The organism is Alkalinema sp. FACHB-956, assembly GCF_014697025.1.
In the GTDB taxonomy this organism is placed as follows: Bacteria; Cyanobacteriota; Cyanobacteriia; order Leptolyngbyales; family Leptolyngbyaceae; genus Alkalinema.
On sequence record NZ_JACJRC010000019.1, the window covers coordinates 13300 to 36909 of the forward strand.

General features: G+C 50.4%; 18 protein-coding genes, 1 pseudogene and 1 riboswitch. Of the genes and pseudogenes, 8 read left to right on the forward strand and 11 right to left on the reverse strand.

Features of this window, described 5'->3' with window-relative positions:
- The first annotated feature begins 236 nt into the window (after positions 1–236).
- Positions 237–938 carry an NAD-binding protein gene (locus tag H6G21_RS18020; protein ID WP_190574796.1) on the forward strand — a complete coding sequence of 234 codons (702 nt, stop codon included), beginning with the start codon at positions 237–239 and terminating at the stop codon, positions 936–938.
- Between the two features lie 168 nt (positions 939–1106).
- Here H6G21_RS18020 and H6G21_RS18025 read toward each other — a convergent pair whose 3' ends face one another.
- Positions 1107–2612, reverse strand: a complete 1506-nt coding sequence (locus H6G21_RS18025; RefSeq protein ID WP_190574797.1) for a glycosyltransferase family 2 protein — start codon at positions 2610–2612, stop codon at positions 1107–1109.
- Positions 2613–3160: 548 nt separating this feature from the next.
- On the opposite strand from H6G21_RS18025, the pseudogene H6G21_RS26295 reads away from it, so the two are divergent.
- The 4 genes and pseudogenes from H6G21_RS26295 to H6G21_RS18045 all read left to right on the forward strand — a co-directional run bounded on the left by H6G21_RS26295 (position 3161) and on the right by H6G21_RS18045 (position 7834).
- Positions 3161–4668: pseudogene (locus H6G21_RS26295) on the forward strand (NAD(P)/FAD-dependent oxidoreductase).
- A 94-nt stretch (positions 4669–4762) separates the two neighbouring features.
- Positions 4763–5668, forward strand: coding sequence for a DMT family transporter (locus H6G21_RS18035; RefSeq protein WP_190574798.1), 906 nt, complete (start codon positions 4763–4765; stop codon positions 5666–5668).
- Positions 5669–6128: 460 nt separating this feature from the next.
- A complete protein-coding gene (locus tag H6G21_RS18040) occupies positions 6129–6398 on the forward strand; it encodes a hypothetical protein (RefSeq protein ID WP_190574799.1) in 270 nt (89 codons plus the stop codon).
- 576 nt (positions 6399–6974) lie between these two features.
- Positions 6975–7104, forward strand: a riboswitch (cyclic di-AMP (ydaO/yuaA leader).
- 76 nt (positions 7105–7180) lie between these two features.
- Positions 7181–7834 (forward strand): universal stress protein, encoded by a 654-nt coding sequence (locus H6G21_RS18045; RefSeq protein ID WP_190574800.1) that lies wholly within the window; start codon positions 7181–7183, stop codon positions 7832–7834.
- Positions 7835–8084: 250 nt separating this feature from the next.
- Here H6G21_RS18045 and H6G21_RS18050 read toward each other — a convergent pair whose 3' ends face one another.
- The 3 genes from H6G21_RS18050 to H6G21_RS18060 all read right to left on the reverse strand — a co-directional run bounded on the left by H6G21_RS18050 (position 8085) and on the right by H6G21_RS18060 (position 11987).
- Entirely contained in the window at positions 8085–10268 is a 2184-nt protein-coding gene (locus H6G21_RS18050; protein WP_190574801.1) for a hypothetical protein, read from the reverse strand.
- Positions 10269–10663: 395 nt separating this feature from the next.
- Positions 10664–10834, reverse strand: a complete 171-nt coding sequence (locus H6G21_RS18055) for a ssl1498 family light-harvesting-like protein (RefSeq protein ID WP_190574802.1) — start codon at positions 10832–10834, stop codon at positions 10664–10666.
- Positions 10835–11135: 301 nt separating this feature from the next.
- Positions 11136–11987 carry a thiazole synthase gene (locus H6G21_RS18060; protein WP_190574803.1) on the reverse strand — a complete coding sequence of 284 codons (852 nt, stop codon included), beginning with the start codon at positions 11985–11987 and terminating at the stop codon, positions 11136–11138.
- 208 nt (positions 11988–12195) lie between these two features.
- On the opposite strand from H6G21_RS18060, the gene H6G21_RS18065 reads away from it, so the two are divergent.
- A complete protein-coding gene (locus H6G21_RS18065; RefSeq protein WP_190574804.1) occupies positions 12196–12726 on the forward strand; it encodes a GNAT family N-acetyltransferase in 531 nt (176 codons plus the stop codon).
- Here the strand turns inward: H6G21_RS18065 and thiO are convergent.
- The 6 genes from thiO to H6G21_RS18095 all read right to left on the reverse strand — a co-directional run bounded on the left by thiO (position 12672) and on the right by H6G21_RS18095 (position 20761).
- Complete coding sequence (gene thiO, locus H6G21_RS18070; RefSeq protein WP_190574805.1) at positions 12672–13739, reverse strand: glycine oxidase ThiO; 1068 nt, start codon at positions 13737–13739, stop codon at positions 12672–12674. The two genes, H6G21_RS18065 and thiO, sit on opposite strands and share 55 nt — an antisense overlap.
- Positions 13740–13860: 121 nt before the next feature.
- Positions 13861–14286, reverse strand: coding sequence for a hypothetical protein (locus H6G21_RS18075; RefSeq protein ID WP_190574806.1), 426 nt, complete (start codon positions 14284–14286; stop codon positions 13861–13863).
- Between the two features lie 303 nt (positions 14287–14589).
- Entirely contained in the window at positions 14590–16182 is a 1593-nt protein-coding gene (locus H6G21_RS18080; protein ID WP_190574807.1) for an NAD(P)H-quinone oxidoreductase subunit 4, read from the reverse strand.
- Positions 16183–16819: 637 nt separating this feature from the next.
- Positions 16820–18313 (reverse strand): PilT/PilU family type 4a pilus ATPase, encoded by a 1494-nt coding sequence (locus H6G21_RS18085; RefSeq protein WP_190574808.1) that lies wholly within the window; start codon positions 18311–18313, stop codon positions 16820–16822.
- 331 nt (positions 18314–18644) lie between these two features.
- A complete protein-coding gene (locus H6G21_RS18090; RefSeq protein ID WP_190574809.1) occupies positions 18645–19631 on the reverse strand; it encodes a glycosyltransferase family 2 protein in 987 nt (328 codons plus the stop codon).
- 104 nt (positions 19632–19735) lie between these two features.
- Positions 19736–20761: a hypothetical protein gene (locus H6G21_RS18095; protein WP_190574810.1), complete on the reverse strand. Its 1026-nt coding sequence runs from the start codon at positions 20759–20761 to the stop codon at positions 19736–19738.
- A gap of 77 nt (positions 20762–20838) precedes the next feature.
- Between H6G21_RS18095 and cobU the strand changes: the two genes are divergently transcribed.
- Both cobU and H6G21_RS18105 read left to right on the forward strand, forming a co-directional pair.
- On the forward strand, positions 20839–21402 hold the full coding sequence (gene cobU / locus H6G21_RS18100) for a bifunctional adenosylcobinamide kinase/adenosylcobinamide-phosphate guanylyltransferase (protein ID WP_190574811.1): 564 nt from the start codon (positions 20839–20841) through the stop codon (positions 21400–21402).
- A gap of 215 nt (positions 21403–21617) precedes the next feature.
- Positions 21618–22058: a hypothetical protein gene (locus tag H6G21_RS18105; RefSeq protein WP_190574812.1), complete on the forward strand. Its 441-nt coding sequence runs from the start codon at positions 21618–21620 to the stop codon at positions 22056–22058.
- Positions 22059–22154: 96 nt separating this feature from the next.
- On the opposite strand, the gene H6G21_RS18110 is transcribed toward H6G21_RS18105, so the two are convergent.
- The gene (locus tag H6G21_RS18110; RefSeq protein ID WP_190574813.1) at positions 22155–23195 is read right to left on the reverse strand and encodes a ribonuclease Z; all 1041 of its coding nucleotides are present in this window, start codon (positions 23193–23195) and stop codon (positions 22155–22157) included.
- Positions 23196–23610: the final 415 nt, after the last annotated feature.

The following is a 23610-nucleotide window of genomic DNA, read 5'->3' on the forward strand; positions in this document are numbered from 1 at the left end:
AATTGACCCGTTTTTTGGGCAATTATGCTAATTTCTGGGCTAATTTTGATGTTGCCTCTGCATATTGAATTATTTCTGGAATCCCCACCATTTGGAATCCCTACCCATTGCTGACATCCCCACCACTTGGAATCCCTACAATCTGGAATCCCTGCAACGTCGTTTGGCTCGATCGAGATTTTTCTGTTTCATTGATCCTACATTTACCCATCCCTAGATTCTTTTGAGGCTCACCTGTGGATCTTTCTTCTCTTGGTTTTTTTAATACCCTCCGCTTCGATCGCAAAAATCGTCAGTTCGCTGTGATTGGCCTCGGTCGGTTTGGCCGTGCTGTCTGTAGTACCCTCCATAGCCAGGGCTATGATGTTCTGGCGATCGACTCCGATGAAGGCCGAGTGTCCCAAGCGCTGAACGATCGCATTGTTGCCCATGCCCGCGCCATCGATTCCACCCAGCCCAGTGCCCTTGCTGAAGCCGGTATTTTTGAGCAGGATACGGTGATTGTTGCCATTGGCAACTACATCCAGGAAAGCATTATTACCACCCTGAATGTCAAAGAGGGGGGAGTGACCCATGTTGTGGCCAAGGCGTCCTCAGAAATTCATGTGACCCTGCTGAAAAAAGTGGGGGCTGATCATGTGATCTTTCCCGAACATGATGCCGGCTGCTCCCTGGCGCGATCGTTAACTAAACCTGGCATTTTGGAACGCTTTGAGCTGGATCCAGACAGCAGTATCGTGGAAGTAATTACGCCGGAAGAATTTGATGGTAAAACGATCGCCGAACTACAACTGCGATCGCGCTACGGAGTCAACCTAGTTGCTTTTAGCAAAGATAAGAAATTTGTGGTCAATCCCGACCCGACGACCCCCCTTCGGAAGGGAACCGCCATTGTTGTCATTGGGGCAAATAAGGATATCGATCGTTTGCCCATTTAGCTTAAAACCGGCAACCCAATCTCCGAAACACACCCAATCTCCGAAACAAAAAAGGGAGGAAATGTTGTACAGACATTTCCTCCCTTTCCAAGTTTTTGCTTCTAATAACTGAACGGTTCTAGTCACAACTAATGCGGTAGTAGCTGACCCGGCAAGAACTGGACAGGATTAGCTAGCCCGATCGCTTACCTTACCCGCATAGGATAGGGACTGCATAGTTGCAGGCAATGCCTCCCGTAGGCCGCGCTTAGTCACCACCCATTCCGTATTGCCAACCAGGTGGTCATAGATAGCAATGATGGCAATCATATTTTTAAACACGCAGTAGGCCGGAATAAAGAGACAGTAGGCGATGTAAGCCACAACCGATTGCCGACTCGATCGCGATCGCAGATGCCAAGCTGTCAAAGTTTGGAATGGGCCACTCATTAAGGTCAACAGCGTGGTTGACCAGAAAAAGACATCGGAAATCGGGGGGGCTTCGGTCTCGGCCAAGGAAAATCCCAGCAAAAGGGGAAAAATTTGGAGAGCCACAAAATGAAACGCCGCACTGTAAATCAAGAGCATGGTCCAGTAGGCTTTCTGCCAACCGTCCAACTTATTCGATCGCAGCAACGGCATTTGATAGCGCAAGGCAACTTCTAGCCAACCCTGGGCCCATCGTTTGCGTTGGAACCAAAACGATCGCAAATCCACCGGAGCCAACTCAGTCGTGATAATCCTTGGATCGTGAACCAGCTGATGACCACGAAGCAAGGTTCGCAAGGTGGCATCAATATCCTCGGTCATCATTTCCGGCTGAAACTTAGTCCGGCGCAGAACCGAAGTTCGCCAATACCCGTTGGATCCACAGAACATCCCCGTATCCACCAGCAGTGATTTAGCAGGATGGCTGACCCCATACATGCACTCAAACTCGACTGCAATCATCTGGGTCAGAAAATTGCTGCCGTAGTTGCGGATGACATTGCGGCCTTGAACCACAGAATATTCACCACTCTGCAACCAGCCCCAAGCACGCTCTAGGCAGTCGGGTTCCGGACGATGATCGGCATCCAAAATTCCTGTAATCTCGCCCTTCAAGGTTTTGATCACAGCGTTCAAATTCTCCGCCTTCGATCGACTGCCTTCGACAGACACAAGGCGCAATTCAGGATACTGATCTGCAAGACGCTCCAATTCATCTTCCACGGGCAAGCGAGTTGGCGTGTTGTAGGCCAAAACCAACTCCAAGCCACCGCCAGGACGATGCAAAGTCGCCAAAATATATTTCAGCGTATCTAGAATAATGTGTTGCTCATTCGGCAAATAGGCAACAACCACTAAAGAACAGCGTGGCATTTCCTGTAGGTTGACAGGAGTGGGTAATACGCCCTCTGGCCTTCGCCGACGAAATCTTAGAATCTGCTGAATAATGCCTAGTTTCGGCTTCCTTCTCGGAAGCTTTGCAGAATAGGCCACGGCGGTTGCGATCGCTTCACCAATCACCACCCCAGAGGTCAGCAAATACAACACTGGCATAACCCAATGGAGGGCTTGCAGGTTGCCTTCATTTTTCAAAACCCAGTAGTAAAAGACCGTTGGCAAACCAATCACTACCACATGGGTAAAGACGATTTTGTCAACAACGTCACCAAACAGTACAAACGGCTTTTGCAGCAGTCCCTTCCTCATAGTTTTATAAGCATCAAGGGTTCTTATAGAGAGAAACCATGCACAAGCGGCCCTGTCAAACCATAGTGAGCAGAAACCTATAGCGAAGGGAAAACTTAGCTGGTTAAGGCTTGCGCTTAACCCAACTGCTCCGAGGAGATGGGCACGGCAGCTAGCAGCCAAGGATCAAAATACTTAGACTTATCGATACGTTGCGATCGATGATCTAACACTTGTTTGACCAAGGCTCCCAAAAGCTTTGTGTAGCATACTCCATAACGCGATAGGTAAGATCACTCAGGCTAATAAAATCTTGGTACTCGTGGACGAGCAGGAAATTATTAGCGATGGTGAGGCCGTTGTACAAGGGAACGCTGTCGAGCGAAGACAGCGCGTGTGAGGAGGGAATGTGAGATGCAAGGGTGTGGTTCTGACAACCACCCCTGACGATACAAAAAACCAATCACTAAAACTACTAAAACAGTAACCAATAATTGGCAAGAAATATCTGTTAACAAGTAACTGAATTAACGGAATTTCTGAAATTGACCTCGATCGCCCCCAAAATAATGATGCAAACCGATGTTCTCGTGATTGGTAGTGGGATTGGGGGGTTGGTAGCAGCAGCCCTCTTGGCACGTTACGGCAAGCGTGTCGTCGTCTGTGAGAGCCATAGTACGCCCGGTGGAGCTGCCCATAGCTTCTCTCGACAGGGGTTTCACTTTGATTCAGGCCCCTCATTCTACTGTGGATTAGGGGAGCCTGCCTCTCTCAATCCGCTTCAGCAAGTGCTGAATCGCTTGGGAGAAGCGATTCCAACTACCCCCTATGATCCATTAGGACATTATCATTTTCCGGAAATGACGGTGCCAATTTACGGCAGTTGGGAGCGTTATCGATCGGAAATTGCTCAAATTACGCCTCAGGGCGCACAGGAACTCGATCGATTTCAGCAGCAATTACTCAAACTCTATGATGGACTCCGGAACATTCCAACCCTAGCCCTGCGATCGGACTGGCAACTATTTCCCACCTTGTTCACCCAGTATCCCAAGGGCTGTCTACAACTCCTGCATCGATTGCCACTGCTTGGCTTGTCCGCAGGACAAATCCTGGATCAAACGGTGCAAGATCCCTGGGTACGGCGTCTAGTGGATTTGGAATGCTTTCTGTTATCTGGCTTAAAAGCCCACGGTACGGTTGCTCCAGAAATGGCGTTTATGTTTGGCGAACGGGGACAATGGCCGATCGATTATCCCGTGGGGGCAGCCAAGCGATCGTGAACGCATTAGTCCGCGGTTTAACCAAGCATGGTGGCCAATTACGCCTGAATGCCCACGTGGAAAAAATTCTTGTGCAGAATCGCCAGGTGCAAGGGGTTCAACTACGCAATGGGGAACGCATCCAAGCGGCCACTGTCATTTCCAACGCCACCCGTTGGGACACCTTTGGTCAGCTATTACCGCCCGATCGTTTACCCGATCGTTTGCGGCAACCCATTTTGCGAACCCCGGCGATCGCGAGTTTTATGCACTTGCACCTCGGGATTCGGGCAGATGGCTTAGAGGAGCTAACAGGTCACCACGTGGTCGTTCATGATGATCGACAAGATATTACCGTTCCCGGCAATACCTGTATGATCTCCATTCCTTCCATCTGGGATCCGACCCTTGCACCACCGGGACACCACGGGATCCATGCCTATACGCTGGAATCCTACCCGCCTTGGCAGCAAACCGCAGATTATGTAACCCAAAAACGGCACAAAGCGGAAACCCTGTATCGTGCACTGGAACGGGTGATTCCTGACCTGCGATCGCGGGTGGTTCTTGAACTGATTGGCACCCCATTAACCCATGCCCGCTACCTGCGACGATATCAGGGAACCTATGGCCCTGCGATCGCAGCGGGTGTAGGTCAATTCCCCAGTTGTCACACACCGATCCAGGGGCTGTACTGTGTCGGCGACAGTACCATGCCCGGAATTGGTGTCCCTGCCGTCGCTGCATCGGGCATCCTCTGCGCCAATACGTTGGTCTCTCCTACTCAAACCATGGCGCTTCTGCGAGAGTGCTAGCGATAGGTCAATTGAACAGTAATTTGTCCAGTCTGGGCTTGCATCCTTGGGTCACCCTGGACAATGGGTTTGTCGTAACATTCTGGGTACGCTTATGGCGGCTATTTTGCTGGAATTTCGGGGGGAGTTAGCTGCTTTAGGCTCGGCGCTAATTTGGTCGATCGCCGCGATCGTCTATACCACCCTGGGACAACAGTTTTCTCCCTTGATCCTCAACTTTACGAAAGGCTGGCTAGCCTTGGGGATGCTCATTTTGACGCTGTTGCCTCAACTAATCCTGGGCCACACTCTACCGCCCCAAGCCATGACTTTGCTGATCTTCAGTGGAGCCATGGGCATTGGTTTAGGAGATACCGCCTATTTTGCAGCCCTGAACTGTATTGGCCCCCGCCGTAGTTTACTGATTACCAGTCTCTCTCCAGGGCTAACTGCGCTTTTATCCTGGCAATTTTTGCAGGAAGCCCTGTCCCTTGCTGCATGGCTGGGAATTGCTCTCACATTAGGCGGGGTTGTCTGGGTCACCCTAGAACGCAGCCAACCGGAGGAAACGCGCAACCTTCGGTATCGCCGTGGGGTGATTATGGCCATCCTGGCAGCCGTTGGACAGGCGATCGGGGCTGTACTCTCCCGCGCTGCACTGTTAAATAGCTCTGTTGACCCGCTGTGGAGCACCTTGCTCCGTTTAGGGGGTGGCACGATCGTTTTATTTGGGTGGATCCTGATCCAGCGACAGGCTCGGGAAATCACTAAACCGCTCCATCCCCGGCGCATCTTTGCAACGATCGCCATCACAGCCTTTTTCAGTACCTATATTGGGATCTGGCTCCAACAAGTTGCCTTTAAACACACCGCCGCAGGCATTGCGCAAGCACTCAATAGCACCAGTCCTCTCTTTATCCTACCGTTTGCGCTATTTTTGGGCGATCGTCTCTCCCTCCGGGCCATTTTAGGAGCGCTGACCGCTTGTGGGGGAGTTTGGCTCCTCTTCCAAGGCCGATGATTCACTTTACTTTTAAAAAATCAAACAGTAAGTTTTATACAATAAGGAGGATGCCAAAATAAACATCAACCTAATTTCTCGGTATCTAGTCGATCAGTTCTTACTCGAACAAAAATAAGTGCCGTTGAGGTTGAATTTTGGTCTAGTTGATGAAGTGGCACAGGGAAAACGAAGAACTCATTTAGCAAGCCTTAGGCTGAGAGCGATTACTTTTCCAGGTATACCACTCTGTGAATTTTCGGAAGCTACACAACCTATAGCTAGCAAAATTCCGTATTCATCCGAGGTCGTTATGGGTTAACCCTCAGCACAATAATGCCAAGGAGAGGTTATCTCCAGAGCACTCAGGATGATGATGGTTTATTGCCAGGAAAACCTAACATAGCAACTCTATTTGCTTTAGTTAAGGTTGCCTCTACCACTCAGTTGTTATTCATCCGCACTTCAGGAGACTGTATCCATGGAAATGTTGGCCTTTGCGATACTCACTTGCTACTTCCTGGTCATGCCAATCCTATTTCTGAAATGGTTAGGCTTCTTTATGCAGGATCAGAACATGTCCAAAACTGAGAGAAAATTATCCTGGGCTGTTCTGACCATTGCGACGCTATTTTGGCCACTGACACTCCCCCTCGCCTATTTGGAACTTTTAGACAAGGTCAAGCGCTACGAACGGAGAGCCAAAATGGTGGGCGTGTCTCTCAAAACCCTATCTGACCCAACATTTTAAGTTTGATAAGTTTGAAGAGGGTAACAAGATTTCTATTTAGACTGCAACTGTGTCTAAGTGCACCTTTGCAGTTTTTTTGTCAATTCCAACAGCCATAGGATGCCATACCTCTCGATATCACCCAGCCCTATCCTGTAATCCAAACCTCTCTCCAAATAGATGAATAATTGTAAACTACAGTTGCAAAGAAGTGTGAATTCAAACGTTAATTCGAACTTAAGTTATACTGATCAACGATAGTTAACGGTTATTCTCTGTAAGTACGATTTATTTTTGTTGTTCAGTTAGCAGATTTAAAAACCTAGTCTGCACTAAAGTGTCAGATATTATCGGTGTGTTTCGGAGTGGATGTCTTAAATTGCGTCACAGGCCACTGAATGCGTGATTTAGGATTGTTGGTTAAAATTGTTTGAGTTGGTATCAATTTAGCTGCTTGACTGAATCATCGGATTGATTTGGATTGATTTGACTACCAGGAACTCTAGAGAGCTGTCGCATTTTTTGTAGAGATTGTCGAAACTAGCAACTAAAGCTAGTGTGCAATTGTGGGTAGCCTAATTTGAATCGTTTTTCCGCATGGAGACCCCATCGCATCACGATTCGGAACGGAGGAACCATTTATCCTTGGGGCTAATTCCAAGCTGCTTGGAAGAGACACCTTCCCGTCTTAGCCCGTCAGCTAACTCCGTCGGCCAAGGGAGGAGTACTCAGGACTCATCTTTCGACCCACCTCTCATCAGTCTGAAAATTTCGGAGAGGTTTAAGCTGTGAATATTTTATCGATGCTCGCTCGCCTTCAAGGCACTCTGACGCAAACGGATGTAGAGCAAATGATTTTGCTGTCATCCGATCGCCGATCTAGCGTTGAAGGCAAGGATATCAACCTCGTGGTTGGTTATTCCAATTCACCTAAAAGTCAGGCTGCGCTTGATCTGACCCTGTGGATTGCCCACCAAACGCGCTTAGCAACTAGTCAGTTGGTAACGGTGCAAGTTGTCTATGTGGTTGAAGATACACTGACGACTCCTTTCACTTCAGCGTCCGACTGGCGAACCATCAGTCGTGTTGATGCTAGGCGTGGTCAGGGCCTGCGTACTTCTGAAGCGGTTTTGAGTACATTGGGGGGAGACTCATCTTCCAGCCAGCGCCGCAGTAATGTTGCTGTCCTCGAAGCCCCCACCGATCGCATCCATCAATTTGAGCAAGCCGACCATATCCTTTGGCAAGCTCGATGTCTTGCAGATGAGTGGCGCGGCTCCCTGAAGACCCATCTTCGCTTTGGTCAAGTGGCTCAAGAACTCCGTCATGTCGTAACTGACGAAGAAGCAACGCTACTAATTGTGGGGTGTCAATCTACAAAAGCACCGCTCATTCGCCAATTAGGTAAAACGTTCCCTTGTCCCGTTTTAGGGGTTCCTGAGCTTGAGAATGAGTAGCTTGAGAAGGAGTAATTAGCAAGTGAGCCCCCAGTGGATTGGAGCAACCCACTTCTACCATCCCGCTTCCAGCCAGCATCTCACTGCCATACTCACTACCCTTCCATACTCACTAACCTAAAGTGCTAGAGGCCGTAATCAGGCCCAGTTATTGGGCCGATTATGCCGCAATATTCAAACCACCTAGGCTCAAAAGACTCAGGCTTCAAGCGCCCTAGTATTTCAAGCGCCCTAGTATTTATTTTGCAATTTAAATTTGTTGCATCACCTGAGGCAGTAAGGTCGCAGGTAGTTTAGATATTGCTATGTTTTGCCCAGGTAAGCCCAGTTGTTCGTGATAGGTGCGAACGACTTGTACAATACCGTCCAGTGCGGCCTCTTGGAGGTCTGCGTTGCTTCGCCAGCCGCTCCATGCCTGGAGGTGGTGATGGAGTGCGGCAGCTAAATATTCCGATCGCGTTGCCGTTTCCAAAGGTGCACGGTATTGGGTTACTGCTTGGTGATAAGCCGATGCGAGGTTGTGATGGGTTGCCCAAGGATCAAAATTGAGGCTGGTGCCGCCGGATTGATTTAGGCTTTCAACGGTATCCAGAGCAGCTAAATAAGCCACGATCGCGTCTTGGAGATAGGTCATTACATGATCGGGATGGGTGGTCGGATCGTTGGCTAGATGCCAGTAGGCCGTTCCCAAATTGTTTTGTGTAGCTGCATAGCCTGTAGGAACTACATCCGGTGTCCGATAGAGCAGGGCAACCCGATAGGCAGAAATCGCTAACTGGAGCAAATTTTGGGAAGTTTGCTCGATCGTTGAATTAAGGTTTTCACATTGCGACAAATTCCAGTAAGCCGTCCCGAGATTGTTCTGAATCATGGCATAGGGCAATGGCTGTTGTTCTGGATCATAAAAAGGTAAAGCAGCACTGTAAGCTGCAATTGCCTGCTGAAGGTTCGCAATGGGCTGTTGACACTGGGCCAAGCTCCAGTAAGTAGTGCCTAAATTATTTTGAATGGCAGCATAGCGTTGGGGATCCTGGTCCGCAGTACGATGCTGAATGGCAGCTATATAGGCATAAATCGATCGCTGGAGATTTGCAGCGGGATCTCGGTATTGTGCTAAGTCTCCATAGGCTGCACCGAGGTTATTTTGCACCATGGCGTAGTGCAAGGGGGTGTCTACCGGGTTAATTAAGGCGATCGCGGATTCATAGGTTGCAATTGCTTGAACTAGGGGTTCCTCCGGTGAGACTGAGGCAGAACTCAAGCGGCTCAGTAACCAATATAGGTTGGCTTGATCATTCAGCACTTCTGAACTGGTCTGGGGATCCTCAGACAAATGTTCAAGGGCTTGGGCGTAGGCTTGAATGCCCAAGGTGAAGTGATCTAGGGACGGATCTTGGTCGGCTCGATCGCGATACCAATCCCCCAAATGGCGATAGGCAGCGGCTAGATCGGAATGCCTCAACGGCTGTTGGTGACGCAAATATTCGATTTGCTGGATCCAACAGTTGGGCTGTAGGGGGAGTTCTTCCTGGGAACTGACCTCCGTTTCGGTCTCGGTCTCGCCCGAGGGAGCTGTTAAGTAATCCGTTGTCGGTTCTCCCAGCCCATTGTCCGAACCTATTTCTTCCCTGGCGATGGCAGCACTCATGTCAGAGCTTTGCACAACGGCAGCAAGCACGTAATCCGCTAAATCGTTTTCTGCGCAGGTGAGCGAGGTCTGTGACGGGACTGCCGGGGTTCCTAGGCGGGGGGAATGGGTCGCGAAGGTGGCGGGGGGCGGTGGCGCAACCGTATCAACTGCGGAACCTGTTTCAGCCAGTTGGGGGAATGGATCCCCTTCAAATTCAAAAATCCCCGTATGCCAGCGCCAAAATTCGGGGGCAGATTGTTGAATCGATCGAATCCAGGGCCGAGAAACCCAGACCACTAGGCTCCAAGGCGTTTCGCCATAGCCACGACCAAAGGCCCGCAGATGGTTTAAAAACGCGCGCTGGATGTGGGCGGGTTGGCGCGTCAATTTTTCAATGCCCAGAATTTGGAAGACAGGATGGATCGGCCGAGTTGGCTGATGCTGTAACCATTGAGCGATTTGACCGCGTAAGTCGGGGTGGGCGGTTTTGAGGTTTAAGCTCACAAAAGAGATTGGCTCTACGGAAATCGCCAATTGACTAGTCGCAGCCAATTCAGAAGAGTCCGAATGGGTGGGAATACATAAAAACTGACTCCCTGCATGGCGGGATTCCTGCTCTAGGAGGGCTGCCGTGCGATCGCGCAATGCCATATCATCGCAAACGGCTATCAGAAGCTGACGACGCAAGCGTAACCCCAACGTCATCCGAAGACGCGCATACACCTGTCGATTGCGGCTGGATAGGGAATGGGCAATCTCAGTCACAGAAAGACCAGAATTAGAGTGGCGGTCAGCGAGTAGCATTCAAGATAACCTAAGAGAGAAGCGATTGATCCATTTTGGAGGCAGGATTACTCTATAGTTCAGAGAACCCCATGGATTCTCAGGATGAAACCTGACAAACGGTACAGCCATCAAACGGTACAGCTATCAAAGGCTACGGCTATCAAACACTACGGCTATCAAACACTACGGCTATCAAACACTACGGCTATCAAACGCTACGGCCATAAAAAACCAGGCTCTGAATCTGTCATGCAGTCTGTTCACACAGTCCGTCAATCCAGAATTCACCTGCCTGGTTTAATTTAGCCACACAAAAGCTTTTTGAGTGCATCGACCCTGGAGCCACCCCACCAGTGATTTGCAGAGATGGGGTGTGGGATCTCGGCTCCAGTCCTCCTAGGACTCTTCACCGATCAGGAGACGATCGCAGCAACGGCAATCAAGCCACCTACTAGAACTGCGGTACCAATCCCCAGGATGAGGTACGTCCGTTTTTGGCTATCCGTCATCGGATCCGCTTGATACATTTTGGGCTCACGCGCAAAATTATTCAAACGTCCGTCATCATCCTTAACGTAAGGCATGTATTCTCCTCAATCTTTTCGGTCAACTGTAACAAGTTAGTGGGAATTACCCAGAAGATTTTTGCAAAACTCAGTAGTTCTTCACAGAAGTTTAGAGAACTTGCTAAATCTTAAGATTTGACCAATCTTTTTGACTAATCTTGAGGCTTGATAAATTCTTAGACCTCTTTGTTCAGAAGATCTAACACCAATGGAACGGTGGGTCTTCAGCAGAATGACGATCGGTGATTTCCCGTTGCCTGCGCCAGTGAACGACTGAACAAAGCGATCTCCTGATTACAGTCACCGCCTAATCAGTTAGTTATCCAGTAATGGTTCCTGTCAAGGGAGAGCTAGCGCTGGCATAGGCTTTCACAGGAATACGACCGGCTTGGTAGGCGAGTCGTCCGGCTCGAGTGGCTAATCCCATCGCCGCACCCATGGCTGCGGGATCCTGCGCCTGAGCGATCGCGGTATTGATCAGCAACGCCGAAGCGCCCAGTTCCATGGCCTGCGCTGCTTCACTGGGGGTGCCAATGCCCGCATCGACGACCACGGGCACCTGCGCATTCTCGATAATGATTTGGATATTGGCCAGGTTCCGAATGCCTTGTCCAGAGCCGATCGGAGACCCCAGCGGCATCACCGTGGCACAGCCGACTTCTTCTAATCGTTTCGCGAGTAAGGGATCGGCATTGATGTAAGGCAGCACTGCAAACCCTTCTTTAACCAATTGTTCCGCCGCTTGTAGAGTTCCGATCGGATCCGGCAACAGGTATTTCGAGTCGGGGATGACTTCCAGCTTGACAAAATTATTATCCTCTTGACCAAGCAATTTTGCCATTTCGCGCCCCAAGCGAGCCACTCGAATCGCGTCTTCCGCCGTTTGGCACCCTGCGGTATTGGGTAACATCCAAATTTTTTGCCAGTCGATCGCCTCCGCTAACCCTTCATGGCCCGGTGCATTGGTTTGGACACGGCGGACGGCAACGGTCACAATTTCGCAACCACTGGCGGCAATACTGGCCCGCATTTCCTCAAAGTTGCGATATTTCCCCGTTCCCGTCATCAAGCGAGAGCGAAAGGTGCGCCCTGCGATCGTCAAAGAATCTTCCGTCGATGCGGCTGCCAAGGATTCTGGGGCAAATGAAATAGGCTGATCTACAGTCTGCATGGCCTCTGCCTCAATTCAAGATATCTCAAGTCCTTCAGGAGAACCCCAGGACTCAGGACTCTGATCATACTGCTGTGGCTGAACCGATCGTGGGATTAGACTAGAGTTTTCTAAGATTTTAGTGATCCAATCAGCATGGCTGAATTTCCAGGGAATCTGCGGTTCTTAGGATTTTCAGAACTCTGGCCTCAAGTTTTCAGGACGCTCTGTGATTGAAAGCCCCCGCTTAATTTTGCGCCCGTTGACGGAAGACGATTTCATTCCGCTTTGTGTGTTGTTTGCTGATCCGGAAGTCATGCAATATATCGGTGACGGGAAACCCCGATCGCCCCAATCCACTGCCACCTATTTACAATGGGTCATCGAGCACCAGCAGCGCTATGGCTTTAGCCTTTGGGCGGTGATTCGTAAAGCCGACGATCGTTGGATTGGGCAATGTGGTCTCTGGCATGTAGAACACACAGAAGAAATTGAGTTGGGCTATAAGTTGATGCAAGATTGCTGGGGACAGGGTTACGCCACGGAAGCTGGTTGGGCAACCCTCCGCTACGGCTTTGAAACCCTGGGATTAATGCGAATTTGCGCGATCGCCCAACCGGCGAATCGGGCCTCCCAACGGGTCATGGAAAAGGTTGGGATGCACTATGAGAAAACGGGGGAATTTGACGGCCAATCCTGTTTTTACTACGCCGTCAATCGCGACCAGTGGAATGCCTTCAGTAAGGCATCGGCTTCTTGATGCAGTACCCAGTTCGCAATGATGTGACCGGTAATGGGTGTGAGCAGAATGCCATTGCGGTAATGGCCGGTCGCTAACGTGAGATTTTCATAGGGACTAGCACCCAGGAATGGCAATTCATCGGGGGTAGCCGGACGATAGCCATACCAAAATTCTTCGATCGTATAGTTGGCGATCGCGGGCACAAGGCGAGTGGCCCGTCCCATCAACTGCTGCATTCCCGCTGGCGTATTCCCCGGCAGAAAGCCCACATTTTCGCTAGTCGCTCCAATGACAATCTGACCATTCCGGCGTGGCACAATATAGCTTTCGGATCCAAATAGTACTGTTTGCAACGGTAATTGCGTGGGATCGGGTACCCGCACCGCTAACATTTGACCTTTGCGCGGCACCACCGGAATTGGCAACAAGTCCTGACTCCAGGCCCCCGTCGCCAAAATATAATGCCCTGCTTGATACTCACCATCACTGGTACGCAGATGGGTCACCCGATCGGCCTGATGGACAACCTCCTGAACAGTTATGCCATGGTAGATCGGAACATCAAGTTCTTGAACAGCTAACCAGAGCGATCGAGCTAACTTCCGACTATCGACCTGAGCATCCTCGGGAAACCACCAGCCACCAATGACTTCATCACTTAAATTCGGTTGCCGTGCATGAATTTCAGAAGCCCTTTGCCATTGAGTCACTTCATGGGGAAAATCTGCTTGGCAATAGGCCGGAGCCATAATACCGCAGGCCCAGTAATCCGTGGATTGGCCAGAAATGGATTCCAGCTTTTGGATCCATTCAGGGTATAGATCGCGGCTCCGGATGCAAAGATCTCGCAGGGCTCCGGGGGGAATGCCCTCCGCCTGGGGAGCCAACATGCCTGCTGCTGCTTGACTGGCTGCTTCTTCAAATTGACGACAGAAAATCGCAACCGAAGCTCCTTGAAGCTTGAGTTCCAGCGCGATCGCGAGGCCAATGACACCGCCACCCAGAATTAAAATATCCGCTGTCGTTTTCATACTAAAAAATCGGAGCCAACCATAAAGCCAGCCCCGATCCTAACATCAACAATTTCCTGAAAAATATCCGATCCTATGTTGAGTCAGTGCTGATTCTGAAATCAATGCCCAGCAAATCAGGTTACCAGCCTGCCGGAACCGGCGTGGTAGCGGCTGGTTGGTTGGTTGCATTGCTTCCAGTTGTATTGCTTCCAGTTGCATTGCTTCCAGTCGCATTAGTTCCAGTTGCATTGCCTGACGTAGCAGTCTTACCCGCTGTTGTTCCTGTATTAGCAGATTGTTGCTTTTGCCCCGGTTGAGATTGTTGAGCATCCCGAGGATTCGCTTCCACTGTGGAAGTGTTGGCTGGAGCTTGTTTATTCGCTGGAGCGTTGGCAGTGGTGGTTCCAGTCCGAGTTTGACCTGCATTATTGGTCGAAACAGGAATAGCTTTGTTCGACTGTAATTGATTCGTTCCACTGAAGGGACGTATTCCTACGATCGAGGCTAACCAAGCAAAGGACAGCAGAATGAGGACGCCCCCCGCCACTCTACCGATAATATTCATACCCATAAAATCTAGATGAAATGAGTGAACAGCAAAATTTTCATGCTCTAACCCATTGTATTGGGGCTGCCCAAAATAGTGACATGATTTCACGAACTTTCAGGATCTGTGGAGATTTTGAGGCTTAGACGATCAACTCTAGAAGCCAAGTCTAGAGGCCAAGTCTAGAGGCCAAGTCTAGAGGTCAAGTCTACAGGCACCAAAAACAAGACACCTGAAGAAGCGAGTCCTCAAGTGTCTTGGTGCTTATCAGAATGGTCTCAATCGCTAGCGCAATGCTGGGAAACCGATGATGGAATCCATTTATTTCACGATCGAGACAAGTTTAGGTGCAGTCAGCTCAGGAGCGATGGAAACTTGGGGGAATTGCATCGGTTGGCCTGCTAGGGTGGGCAATGCATTCCGGGCATGACTCGCAATTTGCACCGTTTTTACATCGTAGGTCTGGGTCACCAGCTTGGGATACAGACCAATCCCGATGATGGGGAGCAAAAAGCTGGCAGCAATAAACAACTCGCGGGGCTTCACATCCAAGAAAATCTGCCCTTCCACAGCTTTGCCTTCCTTGCCGTAGAACATTTCCCGCAGCATCGAGAGTAGGTAAATCGGCGTGATGATTAAACCGACCGCCGCAAGAACCACCACAACGGTTTTGAATTCCGTGCTGTAAATATCACTGTTGCTGAAGCCCAGGAAGACCATCAATTCTCCTACGAAGCCGCTCATTCCCGGCAGGGCGAGGGAGGCCATCGACGCAGTCGTAAACAGGGCAAATGCTGAAGGCATTTTCTTGCCCAAACCGCCCATTTCATCCAAGTTCAAGGTGTGGGTGCGATCGTAGGTGACCCCCGCTAGGAAGAAGAGCGCTGCGGCAATCAAACCGTGGGAAACCATTTGCAGAACTGCGCCACTCATGCCCAATTCCGTGTAGGACGCAACACCGAGCAACACAAACCCCATGTGGGAAATGGAGGAATAGGCCATCCGCCGCTTGAGATTGCGCTGGGCAAAGGAAGCTAGCGATCCGTAGACAATGTTGACCACACCCAGCACTGCTAGCACCGGAGCAAAGTAAACATGGGCATGGGGCAGCATTTCCACGTTCATGCGGATCAGGGCATAGCCACCCATTTTCAGAAGCACCCCGGCCAAAATCATGGAAACTGGCGCAGAGGCTTCCCCGTGGGCATCGGGCAACCAAGTGTGCAGGGGAAATACGGAAAGCTTGACACCATAGGCAATCAGCAATCCTGCATAAACCAAGAGTTCAAATCCCAGCTTGTAATCTTTGAGGCCCAGTTCCGTCAGATTAAAGGTGACATTGCCGCCGTAGAAGGCCATGGCCAGCGCGGCGACTAGAATGAAAATCGACGCGATTGCGGTGTAGAGAATAAACTTAGTCGCAGCATAACGGCGTTTGGGGCCACCCCAAATCGCGATGAGGATGTAAACCGGAACCAGTTCCAGTTCCCAAATGCAGAAGAATTGCAACAAATCCTGAGCACAAAACACCCCAATCTGGGCGCTATACATCAACAGCATCAGGAAATAAAAAAGCCGGGGCTTTTCCTTCACTTGCCAGCCGGCCAGGATCGACAGCGTGGTTACCAGTCCCGTCAGAACCACCAATGGCATGGAGATGCCATCGATCGCGAGGGACCAATTCAGCCCCAGTTGCGGAATCCAGGAATAGTTTTCAACGAGTTGGTAGGCGGACTGAGTGAAGTCGTAGTGCTTCCACAGCGCATAGATAATGAGTGCAAAATTAGTCAGACCCACACCGAGGGCATAGGAACGGACGGTTTTACCTTCTTTGTCGGGTAGGAAAGGGATGAGAAGCGACGCCACGATCGGCAGGAGGATAATGGCGCTTAGCCAAGGAAATGCAGTGCTCACGACGAGAACCTGTAGAGAATCATCAGTGAAGTGGACAGTGGGCTATCACCGGAATTAACCGAACCCAGAGATTCAATCCGCAAAGAAAAGTCATCAACTTTGGAGAGATCAAACTCACTGTTTGGGTGGGTTTGCAAACGTTGCAGGACTGTGACCGGATCGGAGTCTCATAGGTGAGGCGCTGACCATCCACGCATCCCACGGGAGTTTATTAGCTATCTTTGCGAATCAAATTGGTGCATCGAATGGTTTAGTAACCGTGATGAGAGTAATTACCTACCTAATTATAGTGCCCATATGTAAAGTTAGATAAACTTCATCAAAACAATATGACGGTTTGTAAATCGTCTTCGACTTAGGTGAAGGCCAAGCAGACAGGCTGCGCTTTATGGGCTTTTTGACTCACCCAGGGAAGACAGCTTAAAAAAGACGTACAGAAGGGTTCAACACAAAGCACCTTGAATATTCAAGATGTTCGTAACATATGTTTACAATTCTAGGCGGATGACTCCGTGTTTTTCAAAAACTTAATAATTGAGTCAAATTGGTGTAAAACTTGACAATTTAAATTGATGCGGATCCAAAAGAGCTGCTCTGCAAGGATTTTGCATCTAGGATTCTGTATGCCGCCCAAGCCTTAACTCAAAATTTGCTCACGGTAGTCCTTGCTATGCAAGCCCGATCGACTCGATCGACGGGTCACGTTCTTCAGCATGTAGTGCAGATCATCGGGGTTCATGGATGCAGCTAGGGCCTCTTCCTCGGTAATGTGTCCCTGATGGTGAAGGTCATACAGGGCTTGGTTCAGTGTTTGGGCTCCATCTTTGCCCTCTTCCATAACCCGGCTGACCGCTTCGAGATCTCCCTTTTGCAGGTAATCGCGGATGGTTTCTGTATTCAACATGATTTCCAACGCAGCGATTCTTGCCCCAGAGGGTGTCGGTACCAGCACTTGGGAAAGCACCGCCTGCATGGCTTCGACAATCTGGTGGCGAACCGTTTCCTGTTCCTCCGGCGTATAGAAATTGAGAATTCGCTTCAGGGCATTGACCGTCCCCTTAGTGTGCAGAGTCCCCAGAACTAAATGTCCGGTTAGGGCTGCTCGAATCGCGGTATCCACCGTTTCCCGATCGCGCATTTCTCCAACCAGCAAAATATCCGGATCCTGGCGCAGGGCAGATCGCAGGGCTTCTTTAAATTCATGGGTGTGCAGTCCCACTTCCCGCTGGGTAATCAGGGATTGATTGGAGGTGTGGATATATTCGATCGGGTCTTCGATCGTGACAATTTTTCTACAAAAAGAATCATTTACATGGCGTAACATGGCCGCCAAAGTTGTTGATTTACCCGTATTGACTGGCCCGGTCACCAGAACTAAGCCCTGGCGCTCTTCCGCAAGGCGGCCTAGGATTTCAGGGAGACTCAGATCGGCGATCGTGGGTACATGGAGGGAAATCAACCGCAACACCATCACCCCACCCATAATCGATTGGGCACAGTTCAGCCGACACCGCACTAGGTTCGGGTAATAGATCGCGGTATCCAGTTCCCAATGCTGGTGGAAGTAGGTGCGCTGTTCTGGAGATAGGACTTCCTCCAAAAACGTATCAAATTGGCGCGCAGTAATGATGCCATAGCTGGGTTGGGGCTGAATTTGGCCTTGAATTCGAAAGCGCGGTAACTCTCCCACTTGCAAATGTATATCAGATGCCCCTTGTTGGTGGGCATCCTGTACCAAGCTTAAAACGGTCGTGGGCTGATGTTCCGGCGCAGTTTCCAGTTGGATGTTACTAATACTCAGGGATTGGATCCCTTGCGTAGTCGGGCCACAGTTAATCCGAGCGGTCACAAACCCAGGAATCGTGAGTAACGTATCTAATTTTTGTTGAGTGCGATAAATCTGAACGCAATCCGGAGGTAGCAGATCCTGAACATATTGGCTAAAGCGTTCCGGTGTCACGATCGGCAGTTGTGCCTGGGGCATGAGCTTGCCATGGAGGCGATAGAACGGCGATCGACCAATTTGGATATACAGTGCCGTTGCGCCCTGGTGATAAGCCGTATAGATCAGTTGCCGAAATTCGGAGGGCTGATCCGTTGCCGAACGAGAATTGGCTTGGATGGCAGTCATGGCGAATGTGACAGCAAATGTGACGATTTGTGGGGTCGGGAATTTTTAGTAACTGAGCTTGTAGCAATTGAGCTTGTAGCAATTGAGCTTGTAGCAATTGAGCTTGTAGCAACTGAGCTTGTAACAACTGAGCTTGTAGCAGCTGATGTAGTCACTGAACTTATAGTCACTGAACTTATAGTCACTGAAAAAGACCATCAGTCTAGCTAGGACTTTTGCAAGGGCTTTGACGACCAGCGATCTGACGACCAGCGATCCGACGACAAGCGGTCTGAGGACAAAGAATGAACACACAGAAAATGAACAGACAGGGTGCTTTTGGGGCAGGGGATTAATGGACAGGGGGCTTTTGGGCAGTCCCTAACGGGGACGCTTCTAACCAACCTTGAACCGCTTTACTGAGATAACCAATTTGGCCATAACTATAAACCCAATTTTCAAAGGATTCTGCTGGTTTCCGCCAAAATTTGATCGCTTTATAACAACCGCGCAGCAGCCGCTCGCCACCCCGCACCAACTGGCCCAGTCCCGCTTCTCCCACCAATTGCTCTCGATAGCATTCACTAATCCCCTGCCACCAACCGCGTTCCAGGAACCAACGCCGCTGTACCCGTTCCGGAGCGACATGGTGCGCAACGATCGCTGTGGGTAAATAGGCCACCCGCCAGCCCGTTTGCAGTGCCAAGTTGGTCATGTGTAACTCTTCATTGGAGAGCAAGTTTTTGCCCACCCGTCCTAGGTTGAGGTCAAAGCCCCCCACTTGGTCAAGAAATGTACGACGCAAAGAATAATTGAGTCCCCGAGGGGTGAGTCCCGGTACTTGAATCTCAACCACTTGATCACCCAAGTCGTAGGCTCCTAAATTCCCTGCCAAACCCGCCGAAAGCCAGCGTGGAGCCGTCAGTCCATCCGTCCAGAGCAGGGTGACCTTGCCCCCCGCGATCGCCAATTTGGGATCCTCTGCATAGGCATCCACTAAAATTTGTAGCCATTCTGGGCTGGCGATCGCATCATCATCAAGGTAGGCCAAAATCTCCGCTTGCGCCAATTTGGCTCCGGTATTCCGAGCAACCGACAGACCCACTTGGGGTTCGTACACATAGCGGATGCGAGGGCGGATGTGAGGATCGACCAAGTATGGCTCCACAACCTCTCTTGTGCGATCGGTGGAGGCATTATCCACCACAATCACTTCAAAGGCGGCACAGGTCTGATTGAGCAGACTCTCGATCGATTTACCGAGGTAGCGATCGCGATTGTGGGTGCAAATGATCGCCGAAATTTGTGGGCTCGGTGGATTAGGACAGGGTGAACTCATAGAAAGAAAAGGAAAAGCCGTTGTTGTCTGGGTTAAAACTGTCAACCAAGTTAAAACTATCAACAAGTTAAAACTATCAACCAACGGGGGATAACGCCACTATGCTATTGCTTCAGGCGGCTATGTAGCATCACGAGATCCTCGGATAGTTGCCCTAACCGACTTTCTAACTCCTGTTGGCGACTGAGCAATTGGCGGAGACGGTGGTGACGGGCGATCGCGAGACTCACCGTGGGCACTTGGTCAGCGGGACAGGGACAAGACCAAACCCGACCATCGGCATTCAAGCCACACAGCCGATAGCCCGCACCGTTGACTAAGACTCGCTCCGGCTGAATTTCCCCAGACTGTAACTTTTCAACAAATTGAATCAATTGGGAAATTTCTGCATGTTTGAAGGCCACGGTTTCTGCATGGGGCAGATCGCCGGTGGATTCTAGCCAGCCATCCACGATCGGCCCTTCGATGTAGAGATCTTGAATATGTCGTACCACTTGGGCGAGTTCCGCCTGCCAACCTTCAGCAATGCCTAACATTTCTCGGAGCAGGCTAGCCGCCAAACCTGGATTCGCACCATTGCGGTGGCTGGAAAAGTGCACCGATTTCATTTTGGGCAGGTGCAGTGCCTTGGACGTTGGGATTGTTTGAGTCGCGTCGGACACCGTAGAAGCGGGCATCTCTGGCGTGGCCAACTGGAACGATGCAGAGAGGGGAGCCGGTGGATTCGCAGGCAGATCGATCGAGGTGAGATCCGCAATGGGGGGCACCCGGTGGGGCGTCGGTAAATGCAACCCACTTAATGGCGTGATCGGTTCAGACTTGTCCGATAGCTCGGGCTTATCCAATAGCTCGGGCTTATCCGATAGCTCAGATGTTTCGGGTTGGGCGATCGGCTGAGATTGACCAGGATTTGCCGTAGGGATTGCCGCAGATAAGTTTATCGAAGAGGGGGACGAAACACTAACCGCAGAGGATAGCCCAGACTTGGAACTGACTTCAAAGGACACCGATCGGCCTGACGAATTTGGCTGACGCACCGTACTGGCATTGGCGGAACCGGACGCGATCGCAGTGGGCTGCTCAAGGCGATGCAGGGTTTGCTCAATGCGTTTGAGGTTTGCTTTCATCATGTCCAACTCGGAGGTGATTGGCCCAATTCCCGATCTGGCGGGCTTTGGAATGACCTATTGTATACGTCGATATCTAAATGGTGCAGATTTTAAAGATGATTATTTTAGTGACTGGCCCTGCCCGATCGGGCAAAAGTGAATGGGCAGAACAGCTCGCTCAGCAGTCGGGACAAGCAGTGGTGTACCTGGCCACCGCCCAAACTGACCCCACGGATCAGGAATGGCAGGCCCGGATTATCCAACATCAACAGCGCCGTCCAGATGACTGGCAAACCTGGGCAGAACCGATCGCTCTGGCCGATCGCCTGCGCCAGTTAACGCCGGGGCATTGTTGCTTGGTGGATTCCCTCGGGACTTGGCTGGCCAATCTGTTGGAGCAGGATGAAACCACTTGGCAGCATACCGTTGATGACTTACTGCAAGTCCTGCAAACTCTACCCATTACCGTGATTTTCGTCAGTGAGGAAACCGGCTGGGGTGTGGTTCCGGCCTATCCCATAGGACGCCTATTTCGCGATCGCCTCGGTAGCCTCACCCGCCAAATTGCCGCGATCGCTGATGTAACCTATCTTGTCACGGGAGGCCATGTGCTGAATCTGAGTCAGATCGGCCAGAAACTTAATCTAGATAGGGTTACCTGAGTTTTCCACTGCGATCGCAGCGCAAACTTCAGACTTTATTTACATTTCTCATTAGGTGACCACACTAGCATGGAGGTAAGACATGCCTCTCCATAAATTCTTTCTGTTTAATACCTGCACTTAATAGCTCCACAGAGATCCACAATTTTTTGCTTGCATCCGACCCAAGCCTGCCATCTTTTCACTTCGGTTAAAACCCTAGAGTTTTGTCACTTATGGCTTCCGCATCCCATGTCAAACACTACATTGCCTACTGGTTACAGTTGGGTAAGTCATTGGTGATTCATTCCCATCGCAACGTTCTTAAAAGTCCTCTTATTATTAGTGGCGAGAACTATAGTGCAGAATTTGAGGCTTACTGGCAACAAGCCTTAACCCATGCGAGGACAAGTTACCTAGAAGGAACCTCCCAAACGATCGAGGAACTGCTCACCCCGGAGTGGGAGGTTGTTATGTGTGCCCGCTGTCCCATGCCGATCCCCCTCAAAGTGGCAGGAATTTCCGCAAATAACTGTCCCTGTCAAGATCTCAACATTTGGCCCAATGCGGAAACCCTCCCCCCTCGTGCTCCCGTTGTTTCCCAAGCCGTTTTGCTAGATATTTGTGAAAACTTAAAACGGAATGAGCACAATTACCCGCGATCGGCCCCTGCCTAGGATTCTATGCTGGGTGGATCAGAAAAGAGCACTAACCAGAGAGAACAAGCAGATTTGGATCCCTACGGTAGCCTGATTCCTAGGATGACTTGCCCCCTAGGATGACTTGGGAGATGACTTGGGGGTGGTTTTTCGAGAAACGCTGCGACTTTTTTTCGGAGGCTGCATCTCCGTGGGTTGTACAACAGGCGCACTAGATGCTGTGTCACGCCGTCGAGGCACTTCATAGGTCCAGAAATCGTGAGCCATTTCTGTTTTTGGAAAAATCGCCCGAGCTTCTGCCAACAAATCCTTCAATTCAATGTCATTTCCAGGGGCATAGCGGGGACTGAAGTGGGTCATGATCAGCGTTTTGACCTGTGCCGCTAGGGCCACCTGGGCTGCCATGGTGGTAGTGGAGTGCAGCCGTTGGAAGGCCATCTCCGCCTCTTGATGGGCAAAGGTCGCCTCGTGAATTAACACATCCGCATCCTGGGACAGTTCGATCGCGGATTCGCAAAAGACCGTGTCAGTACAGTAAACCACCTTACGCCCCAGTTCCGTCGGGCCCACAAAATCGTGGCCATTGAAGGTGCGCCCATCCTCTAAAGTGACGGTTTCCCCCCGTTTGAGACGCCCATAGACTGGCCCAAAGGGGATGCCCAACTCTTGGGCCTTGGCAACGTTGAATTCCCCCGATCGATCGTGCTCAATGATGCGATAGCCGTAGGCTGGAACCCGGTGTTTCAGTAATGTACATTGCACCGAAAAGGTTTCATCTTGAAACACCATCCCAGGCCGCACCGTATGCACGCGAACAGGATAGGAAAAATGGGTCTGGGAATAGCGCCGACAGGCTCTGATGTACTCGTCCAAATCCGGAGGGCCATAGATATCGATTTCCTGGGCATTTCCGGCGAGGCCACAACTGGCCAACAGTCCCATGAGGCCAAAGATATGATCCCCATGCATATGGGTGATGAAAATGCGACGGATCTGACTCACCCGGAGATCGCTGCGGAGAAATTGGTGCTGGGTGCCTTCACCGCAGTCAAACAGCCAAATTTCCGATCGTTGGGGCAGCTTGAGAGCAACCCCCGACACATTACGGGCGCGGGTGGGGACGCCAGAACTGGTTCCAAGAAATGTAATCTGCAAGGCTGTCTTTGCTCAATACACAGAATTTTGCAAGCCAAGTTCTATAGTGACACAGGAACTTCATACCCTGGTCAAAGTTCGTTAAAACTGGCCAGGTAAGTTGATAAAGAATTTTATTCTGTAGTTCTGAAAATGTAGCTTTGAAAGCGCTGCCCCAAGAATCCAAGGGGTTACACTGGGCTTTGCTCACTAGAGCATTGCAAGGTTTGGCTCAAAAGATTAGCTCAAAGGATTGGCTAGGATGATGAGTCCGCAGCAGGATAGTTAGCTCGCTATAGGTTGAGGCAAAAATTAGGTTTAGGAAAACTTTATGTTCTATCTGGAAAATTTAGAAACACTTAATGACGCTATGCCTGATGCTACCTGCTGAAGATTCCCCACTCTGCCTCCATTGGTGGAGTGATCCGTCGCAAAA